Genomic DNA, 16,331 nt, shown 5'->3' on the forward strand with positions numbered 1-16,331 from the left:
ACCTCGACCGTCGAAACTGAGGAGGATCCATGAGCACACCGCACCCTGACGCTCCCGCCGAGGGCCCCGATCCCGACGACCCGTCGACGCAGCCCGACCCGACCGAGCCGGACGACCCGCCGCACGACGCGGTCGACGCCGCGCCGAACCAGGACGTCCAGCAGCAGCTCCTCGAGCGCGACGGGCTGGCCTGAGGCGCCGATGACCGACGACAACCGACCCCTCTGGCTCGTGCCCGCGGAGGTCGCGGGCTCCGACACGCTCCCCGACGCCTGCGACGACCTCGTCGTCGGCGCCGGGGTGGTTGGCCTCACCACCGCCGTCCTGCTGGCCCGCGCGGGCCGGCGGGTCTGCGTGGTCGAGGCCCGCTACGTCGGCGCCGGCTCCACCGGGCACAGCTCGGCCAAGGTCTCGCTGCTGCAGGGCACGCGCCTGTCCACGCTGCTGGAGCAGCACTCGCGCGACGTCGTGCAGTCCTACGTCGAGATGAACCGGGCCGGCTTCGACTGGCTGGTCGACTTTGCCACGGCCCACGACGTCCGCATCGACCGCCGCGCCGCAGCCACCTTCGCCGCCAGCCCGAACGAGACCTCGCGGGCGCGCGCCGAGTTCGTCGCCGCGCAGTCCGTGGGCCTCCCGGTGGAGTGGTCCGACGGGCTCGACCTGCCGGTGCACGTGCACGGCGCGGTCACCCTCGCCGACCAGGCGCAGGTCGACCCCGGGTCGCTCCTGTCCGCGTTGGCGACGGAGCTGCGCGCCCACCAGGGCGTGATCGTGGAGAACGCGCGGGTCGCGAGCGTGGACTGGGTCGGTCCGCCGACGGCGCACCTCGAGGACGGCCGCACGGTGCGCGCCGAGTCCCTCGTCGTCGCTACCGGCTCGCCGATCCTCGACCGCAGCCTGGCCTTCAGCGATCTCGAGCCCCAGCGGTCGTACGTCGTCGGCTACGAGCTGGCCGACCCGCCGCAGATCATGGCGCTGTCGTCCGGCTCGCCCTCGGTGTCGCTGCGCGACGCCCGCACCGCCGACGGGCGGCCCGCGCTGCTGGTGGGCGGCTTCGGCCACGGCGTCGGGCGCACCGAGGCCGAGCGCGAGCACGTCGAGGCCATCCGCACGTGGACCGCCGAGCACTTCCCCGCCGCTCGCGAGGTCGCCGCGTGGTCCGCGCAGGACTACACCACTGGCGACGGGCTGCCCCGCTTCGGGCGGATGCCCCGCGGCGGCGACCGGATCCGCTTCGCCACCGGGTTCGCCAAGTGGGGCTTCACGAACGGCACGGCCGCGGCCCTCGCGATCGCGCACGACGTGCTCGGCGACCCGATGCCCTGGGCGGACAGCGTCGTCGACCACTCCTCGCCGCTGCAGTCGGTGAAGGGCCGCGCGTCGATCAACGCCAAGGTCGCCAAGGAGGTCGCCACCGGCGCCGTCCGCGCGCTGTCCGGCTCGGACGCGCCGCTGGAGACCGGCGAGGGACGCGTGCACCGCGAGGGCGTCCACGTGGTCGCCGAGTCGCGCTCCGAGACCGACACCTGCCGCGTGTCCGGGCTCTGCACCCACCTCGGCGGTGTGCTGCGCTGGAACGACCACGAGCAGTCGTGGGACTGCCCCCTCCACGGCTCGCGCTTCTCCCCCGAGGGCGAGGTGCTGAACGGTCCCGCGACGAAGCCGCTCAAGCGGCTCGAGCCCTCGGAGGAGTCCTGACGTCGCGAGCGCCTCAGGGGCGGACGTGTCGCGCCTCCTGATCGGCGTCAGCGGCTGGAGCTACGACGGGTGGCGCGGCGACTTCTACCCGAAGGGCCTGCCCGGCGTCGCGAGCTCGAGCACGTCGCGTCGCGCCTGACGGCCGTCGAGGTCAACGGCACGTTCTACTCGCTGCAGCGGCGCACCACCTTCGAGCGCTGGGCCTCGGAGGTGCCCGAGGACTTCGTGTTCGCACTGAAGGGCAGCCGCTACGTGACGCACCTGCTGCGACTCGTCGGCGTCCGCACGACCGCGGAGGCCGCCGTGCTGGCGCAAGGACTGGCCCGTCCTCGACCTGCCCTCGAGCTCGATCGCCTACGCGCGCCTCCACGGCCACACCCGCCTCTACGCCAGTCGCTACAGCGATTCCTCCCTGGACGCGTGGGCGCAGTGGTGTCGCAGGCGGTCCGCCGAGGGCCGCGACGTGCAGGTGTACTTCGACAACGACTCCGAGGGACACGCGCCGCACGACGCCGAGCGGCTGCTCCACCGGCTCCGTCCGAGCTGACCTCCGCTCGGGTTGCCGACCCCCGGGGGCGGTGTGAGGCTGAAAGCGGTTGAACCCCCAGCCACCCGGTTCTCTCCCGATCCGACGGAGGCTCCATGACTGCGTTGTACGACCACCCCCACACGACGAGCTGCGAGGACCTCGTCCTCGAGCACCTGTCGCTCGCCACCGCCCTCGCCCGCCGGTTCGGCAACCGCGGCGTCGACGCCGAGGACCTCGAGCAGGTCGCCCGGCTCGCCCTGGTCAAGGCGGCGAAGCGCTACAACCCCGCTCAGGGCCCGTTCCCGCCGTTCGCGACCGCCACGATCCAGGGCGAGATCAAGCGGCACTTCCGCGACCGGGCCTGGATGGTGCGACCCCCGCGCCGGGTCCAGGAGATCCAGGCGCTCATCGCCGGCGAGCAGCTGCCCGAGCTGACGACGGCGAACCTCCACGAGATGGCCGCGCGCCTCGGCGTCGCCCCGGAGGACCTCCGGGACGCGGCCGCGGCACGGGGCTGCTTCCACCCCGACTCCATGGACGACGTCAGCCACGGACGGCGCGAATTCGTGCGCGAGGACGACGACCTCGAGTTCGTCGACGAGTGGCTCACGGTCGCGCGCCCGCTGCGCGAGCTGGAGCGCGAGTCGCGCGAGCTGCTGCACTGGCGCTACGTCGACGAGATGACCCAGCAGGCGATCGCCGACCGGCTCGGCATCAGCCAGATGCAGGTGTCGCGCCGGCTGTCCAAGGTGCTGTCCTCGCTCCGCGGGCATCCCGACCTGGCTGCGGCATAAAATGGAGGAGCTCCACCGGCTGTAGGAAGGATCCGGGCGTGACCGGCGACACCACCACTCCCCTCATCAACCAGCTCGCGGACGTGGCCCTGTCGATGCATCAGGAGCACTCGGCCGAAGCGACCGTCGAGTCCGTGCTCGGCTACATCAAGACCGCGGTGGGCGCCCAGTACGCGGGCGCCCTGCTCTTCGGCGAGAAGGGAGCGATCGAGACCGTCCCGGGATCGGACGACATCGTCGAGAAGGCGGGCGCCGTCCAGGCCGAGGTCGGCGAGGGGCCCGACCTCGCCGCCATCGAGGAGGCCCAGTCCATCCTCGTCTCGGACATCCGCGCCGAGCCGCACTGGCCGCACTGGGCGCAGGCCATGGCCGAGCTGGGCCTGCGCAGCCTGGTCAGCGTGAAGCTGTCCACGCGCGACCGAGCCTTCGGCAGCCTGACCGTCTACTCGACCCATCCCGACGCGTTCACGGACGAGGACCGGTCGGTGGTCGAGGCGTTCGCGCGCCACGTGGCCATCGCGATCTCCACGTCCGTGCGGGAGCAGAACCTCAACGCGGCGATCGACTCGCGCAAGCTCATCGGCCAGGCGCAGGGCATCCTCATGGAGCGCTTCTCGCTGTCCGACGCGCAGGCCTTCGCGGTGCTGCTGCGGTACTCCCAGCACTCCAACACGAAGCTGCGCGTCATCGCCGAGCGCCTCGTGTCCGAGCGCACGCTGCCGCCCGAGTCCGACTGACTCAGGCTCGGCGCACCCGTTCGACCGAATCCAGCCATGCCGCCACCACGCGGTCGGCCATGTCGGAGGTGGAGCGCATGTTGCGCGTGACCTCCAGCCCGCGAACGAGGGCCATGAGCGACTCGAAGGCGAGCGCCTCCTCGTCGGGGTCCTCGATCCCGGCGTGGCGGCGGAAGAGATCGCGCAGCGCAGAGCCGAGCCGACGCTCGGCCGGCAGCAGAGCGGCCCGCAGCTGCTCGTCGGTGCGCGAGGCCGACCACAGCTCGAGCGCCGCCTGGAAGTACGGACCGGTCATGGCCTCGCGGATCGCCTCGACGAGCAGCCGCAGCGAACCCGGACCGTCCTCGAGCTCCTCGAGTGTGCTGCTGATCATCGCGAACCGTTGGTCGGCGACGTGATGAATGGCCGCGACCAGCAACTCGGACTTGGAGCCGAAATGGTGCAGCAGGGCGCCACGGGAGAGCCCCGCGGCGTCCTGGATGCGCTGGGTCGTCGTGCCCGCGTACCCGTAGGTGACGAGGCACTCCACGGTGGCGTCCAGCAGGCGCTCACGCGTGTGGGCGAGCTGCTCCTTGCGGGTCATGGACACGACGCCACGTTACTGAATCTCCGCGGCGGTGTTCACAGCTGCGCGAGCTCCCCGGCCGCGATCTGGTCGCGAAGACGGAACTTCTGCAGCTTGCCCATGGCGTTCGTCGGCAGCTGATCGGCCACGAACCACGACTTCGGCGTCTTGTGCGGTGCCAGGTGCTCGCGCAGGAACGTCTGGAGCTCGCCCGCCGAGGGACGCGCGGCGCCCGCGAGCTGCACCACGGCCGCGACCGACTCGCCCCATGCCGCGTCCGCGAGCCCGACGACGACGGCCGAGGCCAGTGCCGGGTGCGTGACGAGGACGTCCTCGATCTCGCGCGGGTAGATGTTCTCACCGCCGCGGATGATGAGGTCCTTGATCCGGCCGGTCACGGTGACGTAGCCGCGGGCGTCCATGCTGCCGAGGTCACCGGTGTGCAGCCAGCCCCGCGCGTCGATCGTCTCGGCCGTGGCCTCCGGCTGGCCGAGGTACTCGATCATCGCCTGGAAGCCGCGAGCGCAGATCTCGCCCTCCGTGCCGACGGGCACGACCTCACCGGACCGCGGGTCGAGGATCGCGACGTCCACGTTCGGCAGCGGCTGACCCGCGGTGTGCAGGGCGTCCTCGCGGGCGTCGTCCGGGCGGGTCTGGCACACGATCGGGCTCAGCTCGGTCTGGCCGTAGACGGCGCTGAAGCGGGCTCCGCACACCTCGTCCCAGCGGTCGACGAGGACGGGCGGCACGAGGTCACCACCCGACATCACGACGTCGAGCGCGGAGAGGTCGAAGCCGGCGAGGCCCGGGTGGGCGAGCATCGCGTGCAGCATCGCCGGGACCGCACCGATGCCCTTGACGCGATGGTCCTGGATCGCCGTCAGCAGCAGGGACGGGTCGAAGAGCTCGGCCAGCACGAGCGTGCCGCCCTGACCGAACGTCCCCATCGCGGCCAGGCCGCAGCCGGCGGTGTGGAACAGCGGCAGAGCCGTGGCGTAGGTCGCCCCGTACGGCAGGTCGCAGCGCTCGCGCACGTAGCGCGCGTTGTTGACCATGGCGACGTGCTTGAGGACCGCGGCCTTCGGGCGGCCCGTGGTGCCCGACGTGAACTGGATCTGCGTGGGCGAGTCCGGCGAGACCTCCGGCAGCTCCACGCGGCGCGGGGCGGCGCGGACGTCCTCGAGCCAGCCGCCGAGTGCGACGGCCTCGCGGATCCGCGACACCTGCGGCAGCACGGCCTTCACGATCGTGGCCATGTCGGTGCCGCGGAAGTCGTCGACGTGGAAGACGCCCACCGCCTCCGACGCCTCCAGCACGTGGCGCAGCTCCTCGCCGCGCAGCGCGGGGTTCGCCGTGACGAGCACGAGGCCCGCCAGCGCCGCCCCGTACTGGAGCACGATCCACTCCGGCACGTTCGGTGCCCAGACGGCGACGTGCTCGCCGGGCTCGAAGCGCTCGAGCAGCCAGGCGGCCGCGTGCTCGGCGTCGGCCAGCAGCTCGGCGTAGGTCCACACGCGGTCGTCGCGGTCGGGGGCGACCGAGACGAGCGCGATCGCGTCGGGCGCCTGCCCCGCCCCGTCACGCAGCAGGTCGCCGACGGTGAGCGGCAGGACGGGCTCGCTGGTGTCGGCCTCCCACAGCGACCGGGTCAGCGCCCTCATCGGCCGCCGCCCGCCGTGTCGCGCCGCATCGCCGCGACCTCGTCGGCCGTGGGGATCGCTCCGCCGCCGTCGGGGATGAAGCGGCCCGTGTCGCGCCACTGCACCGCGGCACCGAAGCCGTGCTCCTTCGCGAAGTCCACGAACCACCGGCCCTCGGGCGAGTGCCGCGTGATGCCGTCGAACAGGACGGCCATGTTCTGGGTGCTCTGCAGGCCCATGTTGTCCAGCGCCTGGTTGACCATGAGCTTCTGCATGACGAGCTGGTTGATCGGGACGCCGGCCATCCGCTCGGCCAGCCGCTCCACCGCGGCGTCGAGCTCGTCGGCGGGGACGGCGTCGATCACCAGGCCCCACTCCTTGGCCTGCGCGCCGTTGATCGTGTCGCCCGTGAGCAGCATGCGCTTCGCCCGCTCGGCACCGAGCCGGTACACCCACATCGCGGTCGTCGGGCAGCCCCAGATCCGCGCCGGCATGTAGCCGATCTGCGCGTCCTCGGCCATCACGACGAGGTCGCACGAGAGCGCGATGTCGCTGCCGCCCGCCACCGCGTGGCCCTGCACCTTGGCGATCGTCGGCTTGGCCGAGCGCCACAGGGAGAAGAAGTGGTCGGTGTTGGCCTTCATCATCTGGAAGTCCTGGATCGGGTCCCAGACCTCCCCCTGGTGGTCGATGCCGCCCTCGGCGTACACCTTCAGGTCGTAGCCCGAGCAGAACGAGCGGCCGCTCCCCTGCAGGACGATGACGCGCACCTCGGGATCGGCGTTCGCCTCGTCGACGGCGGCGTGGATCTCGCGGGCCATCTCGGCGGTGATGGCGTTGAGGCGCTCGGGGCGGTCGAGGGTGATGTAGGCGCGGCGGTCGCGGGTCTCGTAGCGCACGGTGTGGCCGGTGAAAGGCACGCTCAGCTCCTTCTCGGGGTGTGTGGTCGCCGTCACGATTTCACAGTCCGTCCGGACTGTCAATCAACACCGGCGATCACTCGTCGCCGTCGCGTCGCCCGCGCTTGGTCCGGCTGTCGTAGTGGGGTGCAACACTTCAGTGTTCGCGCCCGGCGAACGCGTCTCGAGGAGTTCCGTGAATCTGTTCGCTCGCTTCAGCATGGCCAACCGCGCCCTCATCGCGCTGGTCACCGTGGTCGCCTCCATCGCCGGCGTCTACTCCGTGACCCAGCTGAAGCAGGAGCTGATCCCGGCTCTGGAGTTCCCGGCCGTCATCGTGGTGTCGCAGTACCCCGGTGCCTCCGCCGACGTCGTGGACGCGCAGGTCACCCAGAAGGTCGACTCGGCCGCGAAGTCGCTGGAAGGCGTGGAGTCGATCCAGTCGACGTCCACCCCGGGCAGCTCGATCGTCATGGTCACGCTCGACTACGGCACCGACACCGCCTACGCGCGCCAGCGCCTCGAGAGCAGCCTCGGCTCCGCGCTGGCGGGCCTGCCCGACGACGTCGAGCCCCTCGTGATCGCGGGCAGCATCGCCGACATCCCGATCGTGCAGCTATCGGTCTCGGGCGAGGGCGCCGACCTGGCCGACCTCACGTCGAAGGTCGACGAGGAGCTCGTCCCGCTGCTCGACGACATCGCCGGCGTCCGCGACGTCACCGTCTCGGGTGGACCGGTCGACCAGGTGCAGCTCACGATCCAGCCCGCCGCGCTCGCCGCCGCGAAGGCGAACGCCGGCGACATCGCCACCACGCTGCAGCAGAACGGCTCGCTGCTGCCCGCCGGCGCCGTCACCGACGACACCACCACCCTCAGCGTCCAGGTCGGCAGCGAGCTGCAGGACGTGAAGGACATCGCCGCACTCCCCCTCGCGGGCAGCCCCGGCACCACGCTGGGCGACGTCGCGCGCGTCCGCCTCGCCGAGAAGGCCGCCACCTCGATCTCGCGCACCGACGGCAACCCCAGCATCGGTCTCGCGATCACCAAGACACCCGACGGCAACACCGTCGACATCTCGCACGCGGTGGCCGACGCCGTCGACGAGGCCGGCACGGCACTCGGCGAGGGCACGTCGGTCGACGTCGTGTTCGACCAGGCGCCCTTCATCGAGAAGTCGATCGAGGACCTCACCACCGAGGGCCTGCTGGGCCTGGTCTTCGCGGTCGTCGTGATCCTGGTGTTCCTGGCGTCGCTGCGCTCCACGATCGTCACCGCGATCTCGATCCCGCTCAGCCTGCTGGTCACGTTCGTCGGCCTGCTGGTCTTCGGCTACTCGCTCAACATCCTGACCCTCGGCGCCATCACCGTCGCGATCGGCCGCGTGGTCGACGACTCGATCGTGGTGATCGAGAACATCAAGCGACACCTCTCCTACGGCACGCGGAAGTCCGAGGCGGTGCTCACCGGCACCCGCGAGGTCGCCTCGGCGATCACCGCCTCGACCCTGGCCACGGTGGCGGTCTTCCTGCCCATCGGCCTGGTCGGCGGGCAGGTCGGCGAGCTCTTCCGCCCGTTCGCGTTCACCGTCGCGCTGGCGATGCTGTCCTCGCTGCTCGTGGCGCTCACGATCGTGCCGGTGCTGGCCTACTGGTTCCTGCGCGAGCGCCAGGGCGAGGTCGACCCCGTCGCCGTCGAGGCCGCCGCCCAGGAGAAGGAGCGCCGCACGCTGCTGCAGCGCGGCTACGTCCCGGTCATCGACTGGGCGCTGCGCCACCGCCTCGTCACGCTGGTCCTCGCGGCCGTCCTCTTCGTCGGCTCGATGGCGCTCACGCCGTTCATGAAGACGAACTTCCTGGGCAACTCCGGCCAGAACACGTTCACGGTCGTGCAGTCGCTCGAGCCCGGCGCCTCGCTCGCCGCGATCGACACCGCCGCGCAGAAGGTCGAGGACGCGCTGACCTCGGTCGACGGCGTCGACACCGTCCAGGCCACGATCGGCTCGGGCGACGGCCTGGCCGCGCTCTTCGGCGGGGGCGGCGACGCCAACTTCGCCGTCACCACCGACGAGGACGCCGACCAGGAGGCCCTCCAGGACGAGGTCTCCGCGCGGCTCGACGAGCTGCGGGACGTCGGCACGGTGCAGATCAGTGCCGCGGCCGCGATGGGCGGCTCCTCCACGATCGACGTCGTCGTCACCTCCGACGACCCGGCCTCGCTCGACGACGCCGCCGCGCAGGTGCTCGAGGCGCTCACGGACGTCGACGGCGCGTCCGACGTGTCCTCCAACGCGCAGGCCGCCCAGCCGACGATCACCGTCACCCTCAACCAGGTCGGCCGCACGCTCGGCGTGAGCGAGCAGCAGATCAGCCAGGCCGTGTCGTCGCTCACCGGTCCCACGCCGTTGGGCAGCGTCGTGCTCACCGGCGCGCAGACCGACGTGGTCGTCCTGCCGGGCGGCGAGGTGCCCACCTCGGTCGAGGAGCTGCGCCGGCTACCGTTCGGCGACGCCACCCTGGGCGACGTCGCCGAGGTCGAGCAGGTCGCGCTGCCCGTGTCGGTCACGCGCCAGGACGGCGACCGCTCGATCACGGTCTCGGTCACGCCCGAGGGCGACGACCTGGGCACCGTGAACTCGTCCATCGCGAAGGCGATCGACGGCGTCGACCTCCCGGAGGGCGCCGAGGCCACCGTCGGCGGCGTGTCCGCCGACCAGGCCGAGGCCTTCGCCCAGCTCGGCATCGCACTGCTGCTGGCGATCGCGATCGTCTACATCGTCATGGTGGCGACGTTCAAGAGCCTCATCCAGCCGTTCCTGCTGCTGGTGTCGATCCCGTTCGCCGCCACCGGCGCTGTCCTGCTGCTCGTCATCACCGGCGTGCCGCTCGGCGTCCCGTCGCTCATCGGCATGCTCATGCTGATCGGCATCGTGGTCACCAACGCGATCGTGCTGATCGATCTGGTGAACCAGTACCGGCGCCAGGGCGCCTCAGCCGAGGAGGCGGTCCGCGAGGGCTCGCGCCACCGCGTCCGCCCGATCGTCATGACGGCCCTCGCCACGATCTGCGCCCTGACCCCGATGGCGCTCGGCGTCACGGGCGGCAGTGCGTTCATCAGCCAGCCACTCGCGATCGTCGTGATCGGCGGCCTGGCCAGCTCGACCTTGCTCACGCTGATCCTGGTCCCGGTGCTCTACCTCGTGGTCGAGCGCTGGCGCACGCGCAAGGAGCGGCGCCGCGAGCGTCGCGCCGCGCGCCCTACCGCGGTCTGACGGTTGTGGTGGCTCCGGGTCGCGGCTAGTATGCAAATCGTTGTATGCAACGAGTTGCATGAGTCCCGGCCCGGAGGTCACCCCATGTCCCTGCCCACCGTCCTCGAGAACCGTCTGTCCATCCCGGTGATGGCGTCCCCGATGTTCATCGCCTCGGGTCCCGAGCTGGTCATCGAGCAGTGCAAGGCCGGCGTCGTCGGCTCGTTCCCCGCCCTCAACGCGCGCCCGGCGTCGCTGCTGAACGACTGGCTCGACCGCATCGAGTCCGAGCTCGCCGGCACCGACGCCGCCCCGTTCGCGGTGAACCAGATCGTGCACCGCTCGAACAACCGCCTCGAGGAGGACATGGCCACGATCGTCGAGCACCAGGTGCCGATCGTCATCACCTCGCTGGGCGCCCGCCCCGAGATCAACGACGCCGTGCACTCCTACGGCGGCATCGTGCTGCACGACATCATCAACAACCGCTTCGCGCACAAGGCGATCGAGAAGGGCGCCGATGGCCTCATCGCGGTGGCCGCGGGCGCGGGTGGCCACGCCGGCACCCTCTCCCCCTTCGCCCTCGTGCAGGAGATCCGCCAGTGGTTCGACGGACCGCTCGCGCTCTCGGGCTCGATCGCGCACGGCCGCTCGGTGCTGGCCGCGCAGGCCGCCGGCGCCGATCTCGCCTACGTCGGCTCGGCCTTCCTGGCCACCGAGGAGGCCAACGTGGTCGACGGCTACAAGCAGATGATCGTCGAGAGCTCGGCCGACGACATCGTCTACTCCGACCTGTTCACCGGCGTGCACGGCAACTACCTCCGCGGCAGCATCGAGGCCGCCGGGCTCGACCCGCGCAACCTCCCCGCCGGCGATCCGTCGACGATGGACTTCGGCTCGGGCGGCACCACCGACGCGAAGGCCTGGAAGGACATCTGGGGCGCCGGCCAGGGCCTCGGCGTCGTCGACGCGACCGTGCCCACGGCCGACCTCGTCGCCCGCCTCGTCCGCGAGTACGACGAGGCCCGCCGCGACCTCCTCGCCGCCGTCCCGGCCTGAGTCTCAGCCGTCACACGATTCCCCGGTTAACCGGGTCTTCCTGCACGATGCGGGGGAGGCTCCCCCCGCATCGTGAGGGATTCCCCTGTTAACCGGGGAATCTTCTTTCCTGCGCGCACCCCGACGCAGATGGGCCCCGGGGGCCGTCAGCGGAACCCGTAAGGCAGGCTTGGTCCCGCACGCCACGAAATCTGAACGTAACAAAGCAGACGGGAATGAAGCCTGGTGACCTTGCACGAGAGCCTCGGGACGATCTACGACGAAGTCCTGCACCGCAACCCCGGTGAGACCGAGTTCCACCAAGCCGTGCGCGAGGTGCTGGACAGCCTCAACCCCGTGGTCAGCAAGCACCCGCAGTACACCGACGCCGCCGTCATCCGCCGCGTCTGCGAGCCCGAGCGCCAGATCATCTTCCGTGTCCCGTGGGTCGACGACCAGGGCAACGTGCAGATCAACCGTGGCTTCCGCGTCGAGTTCAACTCCGCGCTCGGCCCGTACAAGGGCGGCCTGCGGTTCCACCCCAGCGTCTACCTGGGCATCGTCAAGTTCCTCGGCTTCGAGCAGATCTTCAAGAACTCCCTCACCGGCATGCCGATCGGCGGCGGCAAGGGCGGCTCGGACTTCGACCCCAAGGGCCGCTCCGAGGGCGAGATCATGCGCTTCTGCCAGGCCTTCATGACCGAGCTCTACCGCCACATCGGCGAGTACACCGACGTGCCCGCGGGCGACATCGGCGTGGGTGGCCGTGAGATCGGCTTCCTGTTCGGCCAGTACAAGCGCATCACCAACCGCTACGAGTCCGGCGTCCTCACGGGCAAGGGCATCACGTGGGGCGGGTCGCTCGTGCGCACCGAGGCCACCGGCTACGGCACGGTGTTCTTCGCCGGCGAGATCCTGCGCACCCGCGGCGAGTCGTTCGACGGCAAGCGCGTCGTCGTGTCGGGCTCGGGCAACGTGGCGACCTACGCGGTCGAGAAGCTGCAGCAGCTCGGCGCCACGGTCGTGGCCTGCTCGGACTCCAGCGGCTACGTCGTCGACGAGAACGGCATCGACCTCGAGCTGCTCAAGGACGTCAAGGAGGTGCGCCGCGCCCGCATCAGCGAGTACGCCGAGGGCCGCGACGGCGCGCACTTCGTGAGCGACTCCTCGATCTGGCACGTGCCGTGCGACATCGCCCTGCCGTGCGCCACGCAGAACGAGCTCGACGAGACCGACGCGAAGACGCTGGCGCAGAACGGCTGCACGATCGTGGCCGAGGGCGCGAACATGCCCTGCACGCCCGAGGCGATCAAGGCGTTCGGCGAGTCCGGCATCACCTTCGCGCCCGGCAAGGCCGCGAACGCCGGCGGCGTCGCGACGAGCGCGCTGGAGATGCAGCAGAACGCCTCGCGCGACCGCTGGTCGTTCGAGTACACCGAGGAGCGCCTCGCCGAGACGATGCGCGGCATCCACGACCGCTGCCTCGAGACCGCCGACGAGTACGGCACGCCGGGCAACTACGTCGCGGGCGCCAACATCGCCGGCTTCACGCAGGTCGCGGACGCAATGCTGGCCCTCGGCGTCATCTGAGACCCGACGGAAGTCGTCCGTCCCGGACGCGAGATGTGTAGCGTTGTCCACCCTTTTCGGGGTGGATCCGCCGGAAATCGGTGGATGCCGCTACACATCTCGCGCGGCGGAGCCGTGGCTCAGGTCGCCTTGCGGCGGAACTCCGGCTGCTCGATCGGCTTGCTGGAGCCGTGGGACTTCTCGCTGCCGTCGTGCTCGGCCCCCTCGGCCGTGGCGTGGTGACGGTGCTTCTTCTTGTCGAGCGCCTCGCGGAACTTGGCCTTCATGTCGTCGGAATCGGTCACTGCGGCCTCCTCAGGTCGTGTCCAACGTAGCCCGGCGCGCAGGCCGGCGCGAGGGCGTCAGCGCCAGTGCCCGTGCCCCTTCGGCTTGCCGACGTCGCCCTTGCGGTAGTCGCAGACGCCCTCGGGGAACACCTGCTCGAGGCGGGCGATCTCCGCGCGGCCGGGACGCCACGAGCCGTAGAGCCCCGACTTCACGGCCTTCGAGACCGGCTGGAGCGCGCACTTCCAGATGCCGCCCTCGTACGGGGCGCCGGCCACGCGACGCGAGCTGGAGTAGATCGGGAAGCGCTGCGTGCACTCCCCCGCGGCCTTCGTGTCGAGGACGCCGTTCCAGACCTTCGGCCCAGCGGCGATGACCTCACCGCTCGTGGTGAAGCACGTGTCCACCGCGCGCGCCGGCTTGTTGCCCGAGACGCCCTTCCTCGGGTTCCGCGCGATGTTCGCCATCCACTCGTCGACGACCTCGAACGCCCGCAGCGTCGGGTCGTAGTCCTGCTGAGGCCGGGCGTCGGCGAACCAGATGACCTGGTTCGAGGCGTCCCGGTCGACGTTGAGCATGCGCTGGCGCACCGCGAACGACTGCTGGGTGTTGTGCATGTCCAGCTCGTCCTCGAGGTACGGCCGCAGGTCGATGATCGGGATGTCGATGTCGCCCTGGAACTGCATGCCCGAGGCGTAGGCCGCGCGGATGGCCTTCAGGTCGCCCGACCGCCGCGGCGCGGGTGCGTCGCCGCCGGGGCTGAGGTTCATGTTGCGCGAGCTCCACGGGTCGAAGTTCTGCGGAGTCGTGGCGCCGGCGAACGGTGCCCCCTCGGTCACCATGTCGCGGGCCTCCTTCCAGCTGCCCACCTTGGCGTTGAGGTCGACGAACTCGGCCGGCGTGATGACGCCGTCCTTCAGCGCCTGCAGGCCGTACTGGACGCCCACGTTGTCCCACGGCACGCGGGCGTACCCGTCGGAACCGGTGCCGTAGATGTTCACGAGGTCGGCGAAGTGGGTCCACTGGACGCCCTCGGTGCCCTGCGCGAGCTTGTCGAGGTCCTGCACGTCGGTGAACGTCGGGTTGAGCGCCAGCGGCGTGAGCCCGAACCAGCCGGGCTTGCACTCCATCAGCGGGGGCGCCGCCGAGCCGGGCGCACGGTCCATCACCTGGTAGCCCAGCGCCTGCATCGCCCCGTACAGCTGGTTCCACTGCGCGATCTCGCCGGCGGACAGGTTCTTCGGCTCCTTCGTGCCGTTGAGGCCGATGATCGCCTGCCGGACCTCGGGGTCCTTCCACTTCGGGTTCGCCCGGTCGGTGGCGTCGAAGTAGTGCTCCAGCAGCTCGCAGTCGCCCACGTGGATGATCTGCGTGACCATGTCGGGGTACGAGTACTGCGGGATCGCCGCGTCGATGATGCCCGGGTGGTTCTGCGCGTAGACGTACTGCTGGATCGCGCCGCCCGAGCCACCCACGGCCACCGTGTAGTCCGGCACGCCGTAGGTCTCGATCGCGCGCTCCTTGAGCATCAGCGCGGTCTCGCCGCCGAGCTGCAGGTTGTAGTGCGTGCTGGTGCGGGTGCCGCTCGACCACATGACGCCGTAGCCCCGGCCGAGCAGGTCGGCGGGCAGCATCGCGCTGTCGCTCGTGGTGCCCTGCGCGTGCCCGATGGCGACGCCGCCCTGGAAGCTGAACACGAGGCGGCGGTTCCACAGCGCGTCGTCGGGACGCTCGGGATCGGCGTCGCCCACGGGCGCGAGCGCCGCGATGCTGTAGACGAAGCGGTTGACCGTGCCGCGCTCCCACCGCACCACGAACGGCACCTGCTGACCGTCCTTCGTCGTCGTGGTCGCGGTGTCGGCCGGCGCGTTCGCCGGGTCGTCGAGCCAGTGGAACCGGTTGTCCGTGGTGGAGCGGTAGACGTAGCCGATGCGGCGCTCCGCGGCGCAGTTCGCGCTCCAGCCGACGGTCTCGGCGTCGGCGGTCGGGTAGCCGCGCCCGTCCTGCGGGTAGTCGCCGTCCGCGTCCTCGCGCGCCACCGCGATGCCCTGCCGGTCCTGGTTGTCCACGATCGGCTGGCCGAGGATCTTGCGGCCGTCGAAGCGGCCGCGTGCCGTCGTGCAGACGAACGGCTGCTGCTGCGGTCCGGAGAAGATCGGCCCGGACTCGGGGAAGTTCGTGACGCGCAGCGAGGCGGAGCGGGCGCCGTGCCGGGCGCCCCTGCGGACCTCGGCCCGCAGCGTGGTCCGCCCGACGCGCAGGTCGTCGACGAGTCCGACGAGGGTGCGGTCGGAGGTCAGGTCGAAGGCGTCGGTGACGTCGGCCGCGCCGGCGCGGATCACCACGTCGGACGGCCGCACCTGCTTCGGCAGACTCACCTCGACGAGCGCGTCACCCGCGGAGACCTGGTCCGGGGCGCTCGACAGCACCTCGATGCGCAGGGCGTTGCCGTGGCGCGGGCTGCCGGCCTCGGCGGCGACGGTGGCGCCCGCGACGAGCGCGAGCCCGGCGGCGCCGACGAGGACGAGACGGAGGGGACGGTGGGGTGCACGCATGCCTGACTCCCAACAGGACAGCCCGAGAGACTTGATGTTCGAGCACCCTACTGTGACCTACGTCACATTGTCACGACCTGCGGACGAAGGCGACTCGCCCCGGTCCTCCCGCGCCGTCTCGTAGGCGGGCTCGCGCAGGCGCCTGACCCAGTCGTAGTTCTGCAGTCCCGGGACCGTCCTGCGGACGGGGTCGAACGAGGGCTGCTCGGCGGACTCGTGCAGCAGTCGCAGCACCGCGAAGGCGACCCAGGCGCCCTGCCCCTCGGCACGCAGCAGCACGTACTGCTGCGGTTCCGTGGGCGCGGCGGCCAGCAGCAGCGGACCCTCGGGTCCGCGGTACGGCAGCAGCGTCGTCGACAGGTGCCAGCCCGAGGACTTCACGGGGCGCAGCAGGAAGCGACTGAACCGCCCCGAGCCGGTGCTGGCGAGCAGCACGTCGGCATCGCCCTGCTGGGGCAGCCGCAGGGCGAGGCCCTGGATGTCGGGCCAGCCGTGCGGGAACCCGAACGCGGCGGAGACGCGGACGATCGCGCGCTCGGTGCCGGGCTCGTCGAGCCACGGGACCCCGGTCGGCAGCAGCGTGCCCGTGCGGGTGAGCTCGGCCTCCCACACCGTGCCGCGTGGGTGCAGCGGCTTGCGGGCCCGACGAGCCATCGCGACGGCGTGCGTGGCGCCCTCGAGGACCAGCCCGCCGGCCCGCGCGGCCACGCGGCCGGCTCCGGTGGCGAGCTCCTCGGCGGCGCGGGGCAGTGAGGTCATCGGGGCTCCTGAC

Annotated in this window: 13 protein-coding genes and 2 pseudogenes; 9 read left to right on the top strand and 6 right to left on the bottom strand. The window is 71.3% G+C overall.

Annotated features, from left to right (window positions below; all coding sequences use genetic code 11):
* Positions 1-29 precede the first annotated feature (29 nt).
* From BJ975_RS10635 to BJ975_RS10655, 6 genes and pseudogenes are all read left to right on the top strand, one after another.
* Positions 30-194, top strand: a complete 165-nt coding sequence (locus BJ975_RS10635; protein WP_179425700.1) for a hypothetical protein — start codon at positions 30-32, stop codon at positions 192-194.
* A gap of 7 nt (positions 195-201) precedes the next feature.
* The gene (locus BJ975_RS10640; RefSeq protein WP_179425702.1) at positions 202-1,701 is read left to right on the top strand and encodes an FAD-dependent oxidoreductase; all 1,500 of its coding nucleotides are present in this window, start codon (positions 202-204) and stop codon (positions 1,699-1,701) included.
* Between the two features lie 135 nt (positions 1,702-1,836).
* Positions 1,837-1,944, top strand: a pseudogene (locus tag BJ975_RS16780) (DUF72 domain-containing protein); the annotation flags it as partial.
* Positions 1,945-2,026: 82 nt separating this feature from the next.
* Positions 2,027-2,248: pseudogene (locus BJ975_RS16785) on the top strand (DUF72 domain-containing protein); the annotation flags it as partial.
* A 95-nt stretch (positions 2,249-2,343) separates the two neighbouring features.
* Positions 2,344-3,024 (top strand): sigma-70 family RNA polymerase sigma factor, encoded by a 681-nt coding sequence (locus BJ975_RS10650; RefSeq protein ID WP_179425704.1) that lies wholly within the window; start codon positions 2,344-2,346, stop codon positions 3,022-3,024.
* 38 nt (positions 3,025-3,062) lie between these two features.
* Positions 3,063-3,761, top strand: coding sequence for a GAF and ANTAR domain-containing protein (locus tag BJ975_RS10655; protein WP_179425706.1), 699 nt, complete (start codon positions 3,063-3,065; stop codon positions 3,759-3,761).
* A gap of 1 nt (position 3,762) precedes the next feature.
* Here BJ975_RS10655 and BJ975_RS10660 read toward each other — a convergent pair whose 3' ends face one another.
* From BJ975_RS10660 to BJ975_RS10670, 3 genes are read right to left on the bottom strand one after another with little or no spacing between them, the layout of a single operon-like run.
* The gene (locus BJ975_RS10660; protein WP_179428224.1) at positions 3,763-4,344 is read right to left on the bottom strand and encodes a TetR/AcrR family transcriptional regulator; all 582 of its coding nucleotides are present in this window, start codon (positions 4,342-4,344) and stop codon (positions 3,763-3,765) included.
* Positions 4,345-4,382: 38 nt separating this feature from the next.
* The gene (locus BJ975_RS10665) at positions 4,383-5,987 is read right to left on the bottom strand and encodes a class I adenylate-forming enzyme family protein (protein WP_179425708.1); all 1,605 of its coding nucleotides are present in this window, start codon (positions 5,985-5,987) and stop codon (positions 4,383-4,385) included.
* Complete coding sequence (locus tag BJ975_RS10670) at positions 5,984-6,922, bottom strand: crotonase/enoyl-CoA hydratase family protein (protein WP_218845841.1); 939 nt, start codon at positions 6,920-6,922, stop codon at positions 5,984-5,986. The genes BJ975_RS10665 and BJ975_RS10670 overlap by 4 nt, the downstream gene beginning before the upstream one ends.
* A 139-nt stretch (positions 6,923-7,061) precedes the next feature.
* Here BJ975_RS10670 and BJ975_RS10675 point away from each other — a divergent pair, with 139 nt between their 5' ends.
* The 3 genes from BJ975_RS10675 to gdhA all read left to right on the top strand — a co-directional run bounded on the left by BJ975_RS10675 (position 7,062) and on the right by gdhA (position 12,740).
* The gene (locus BJ975_RS10675) at positions 7,062-10,133 is read left to right on the top strand and encodes an efflux RND transporter permease subunit (protein ID WP_179425710.1); all 3,072 of its coding nucleotides are present in this window, start codon (positions 7,062-7,064) and stop codon (positions 10,131-10,133) included.
* A gap of 84 nt (positions 10,134-10,217) precedes the next feature.
* On the top strand, positions 10,218-11,171 hold the full coding sequence (locus BJ975_RS10680; protein WP_179425712.1) for an NAD(P)H-dependent flavin oxidoreductase: 954 nt from the start codon (positions 10,218-10,220) through the stop codon (positions 11,169-11,171).
* A gap of 231 nt (positions 11,172-11,402) precedes the next feature.
* Positions 11,403-12,740 carry an NADP-specific glutamate dehydrogenase gene (gene gdhA, locus BJ975_RS10685; protein ID WP_223303462.1) on the top strand — a complete coding sequence of 446 codons (1,338 nt, stop codon included), beginning with the start codon at positions 11,403-11,405 and terminating at the stop codon, positions 12,738-12,740.
* Positions 12,741-12,859: 119 nt separating this feature from the next.
* On the opposite strand, the gene BJ975_RS10690 is transcribed toward gdhA, so the two are convergent.
* Genes BJ975_RS10690 through BJ975_RS10700 form a run of 3 tightly spaced genes read right to left on the bottom strand, consistent with a single transcriptional unit; the run spans position 12,860 to position 16,318 of the window.
* Positions 12,860-13,024 (bottom strand): DUF5302 domain-containing protein, encoded by a 165-nt coding sequence (locus BJ975_RS10690; RefSeq protein WP_269306044.1) that lies wholly within the window; start codon positions 13,022-13,024, stop codon positions 12,860-12,862.
* Between the two features lie 57 nt (positions 13,025-13,081).
* Entirely contained in the window at positions 13,082-15,559 is a 2,478-nt protein-coding gene (locus tag BJ975_RS10695) for a DUF6351 family protein (protein WP_179425714.1), read from the bottom strand.
* Between the two features lie 57 nt (positions 15,560-15,616).
* Entirely contained in the window at positions 15,617-16,318 is a 702-nt protein-coding gene (locus tag BJ975_RS10700; RefSeq protein WP_179425716.1) for a hypothetical protein, read from the bottom strand.
* Between the last annotated feature and the right edge of the window lie 13 nt (positions 16,319-16,331).

It is taken from the genome of Aeromicrobium tamlense (assembly GCF_013408555.1).
GTDB lineage: Bacteria > Actinomycetota > Actinomycetes > Propionibacteriales > Nocardioidaceae > Aeromicrobium > Aeromicrobium tamlense.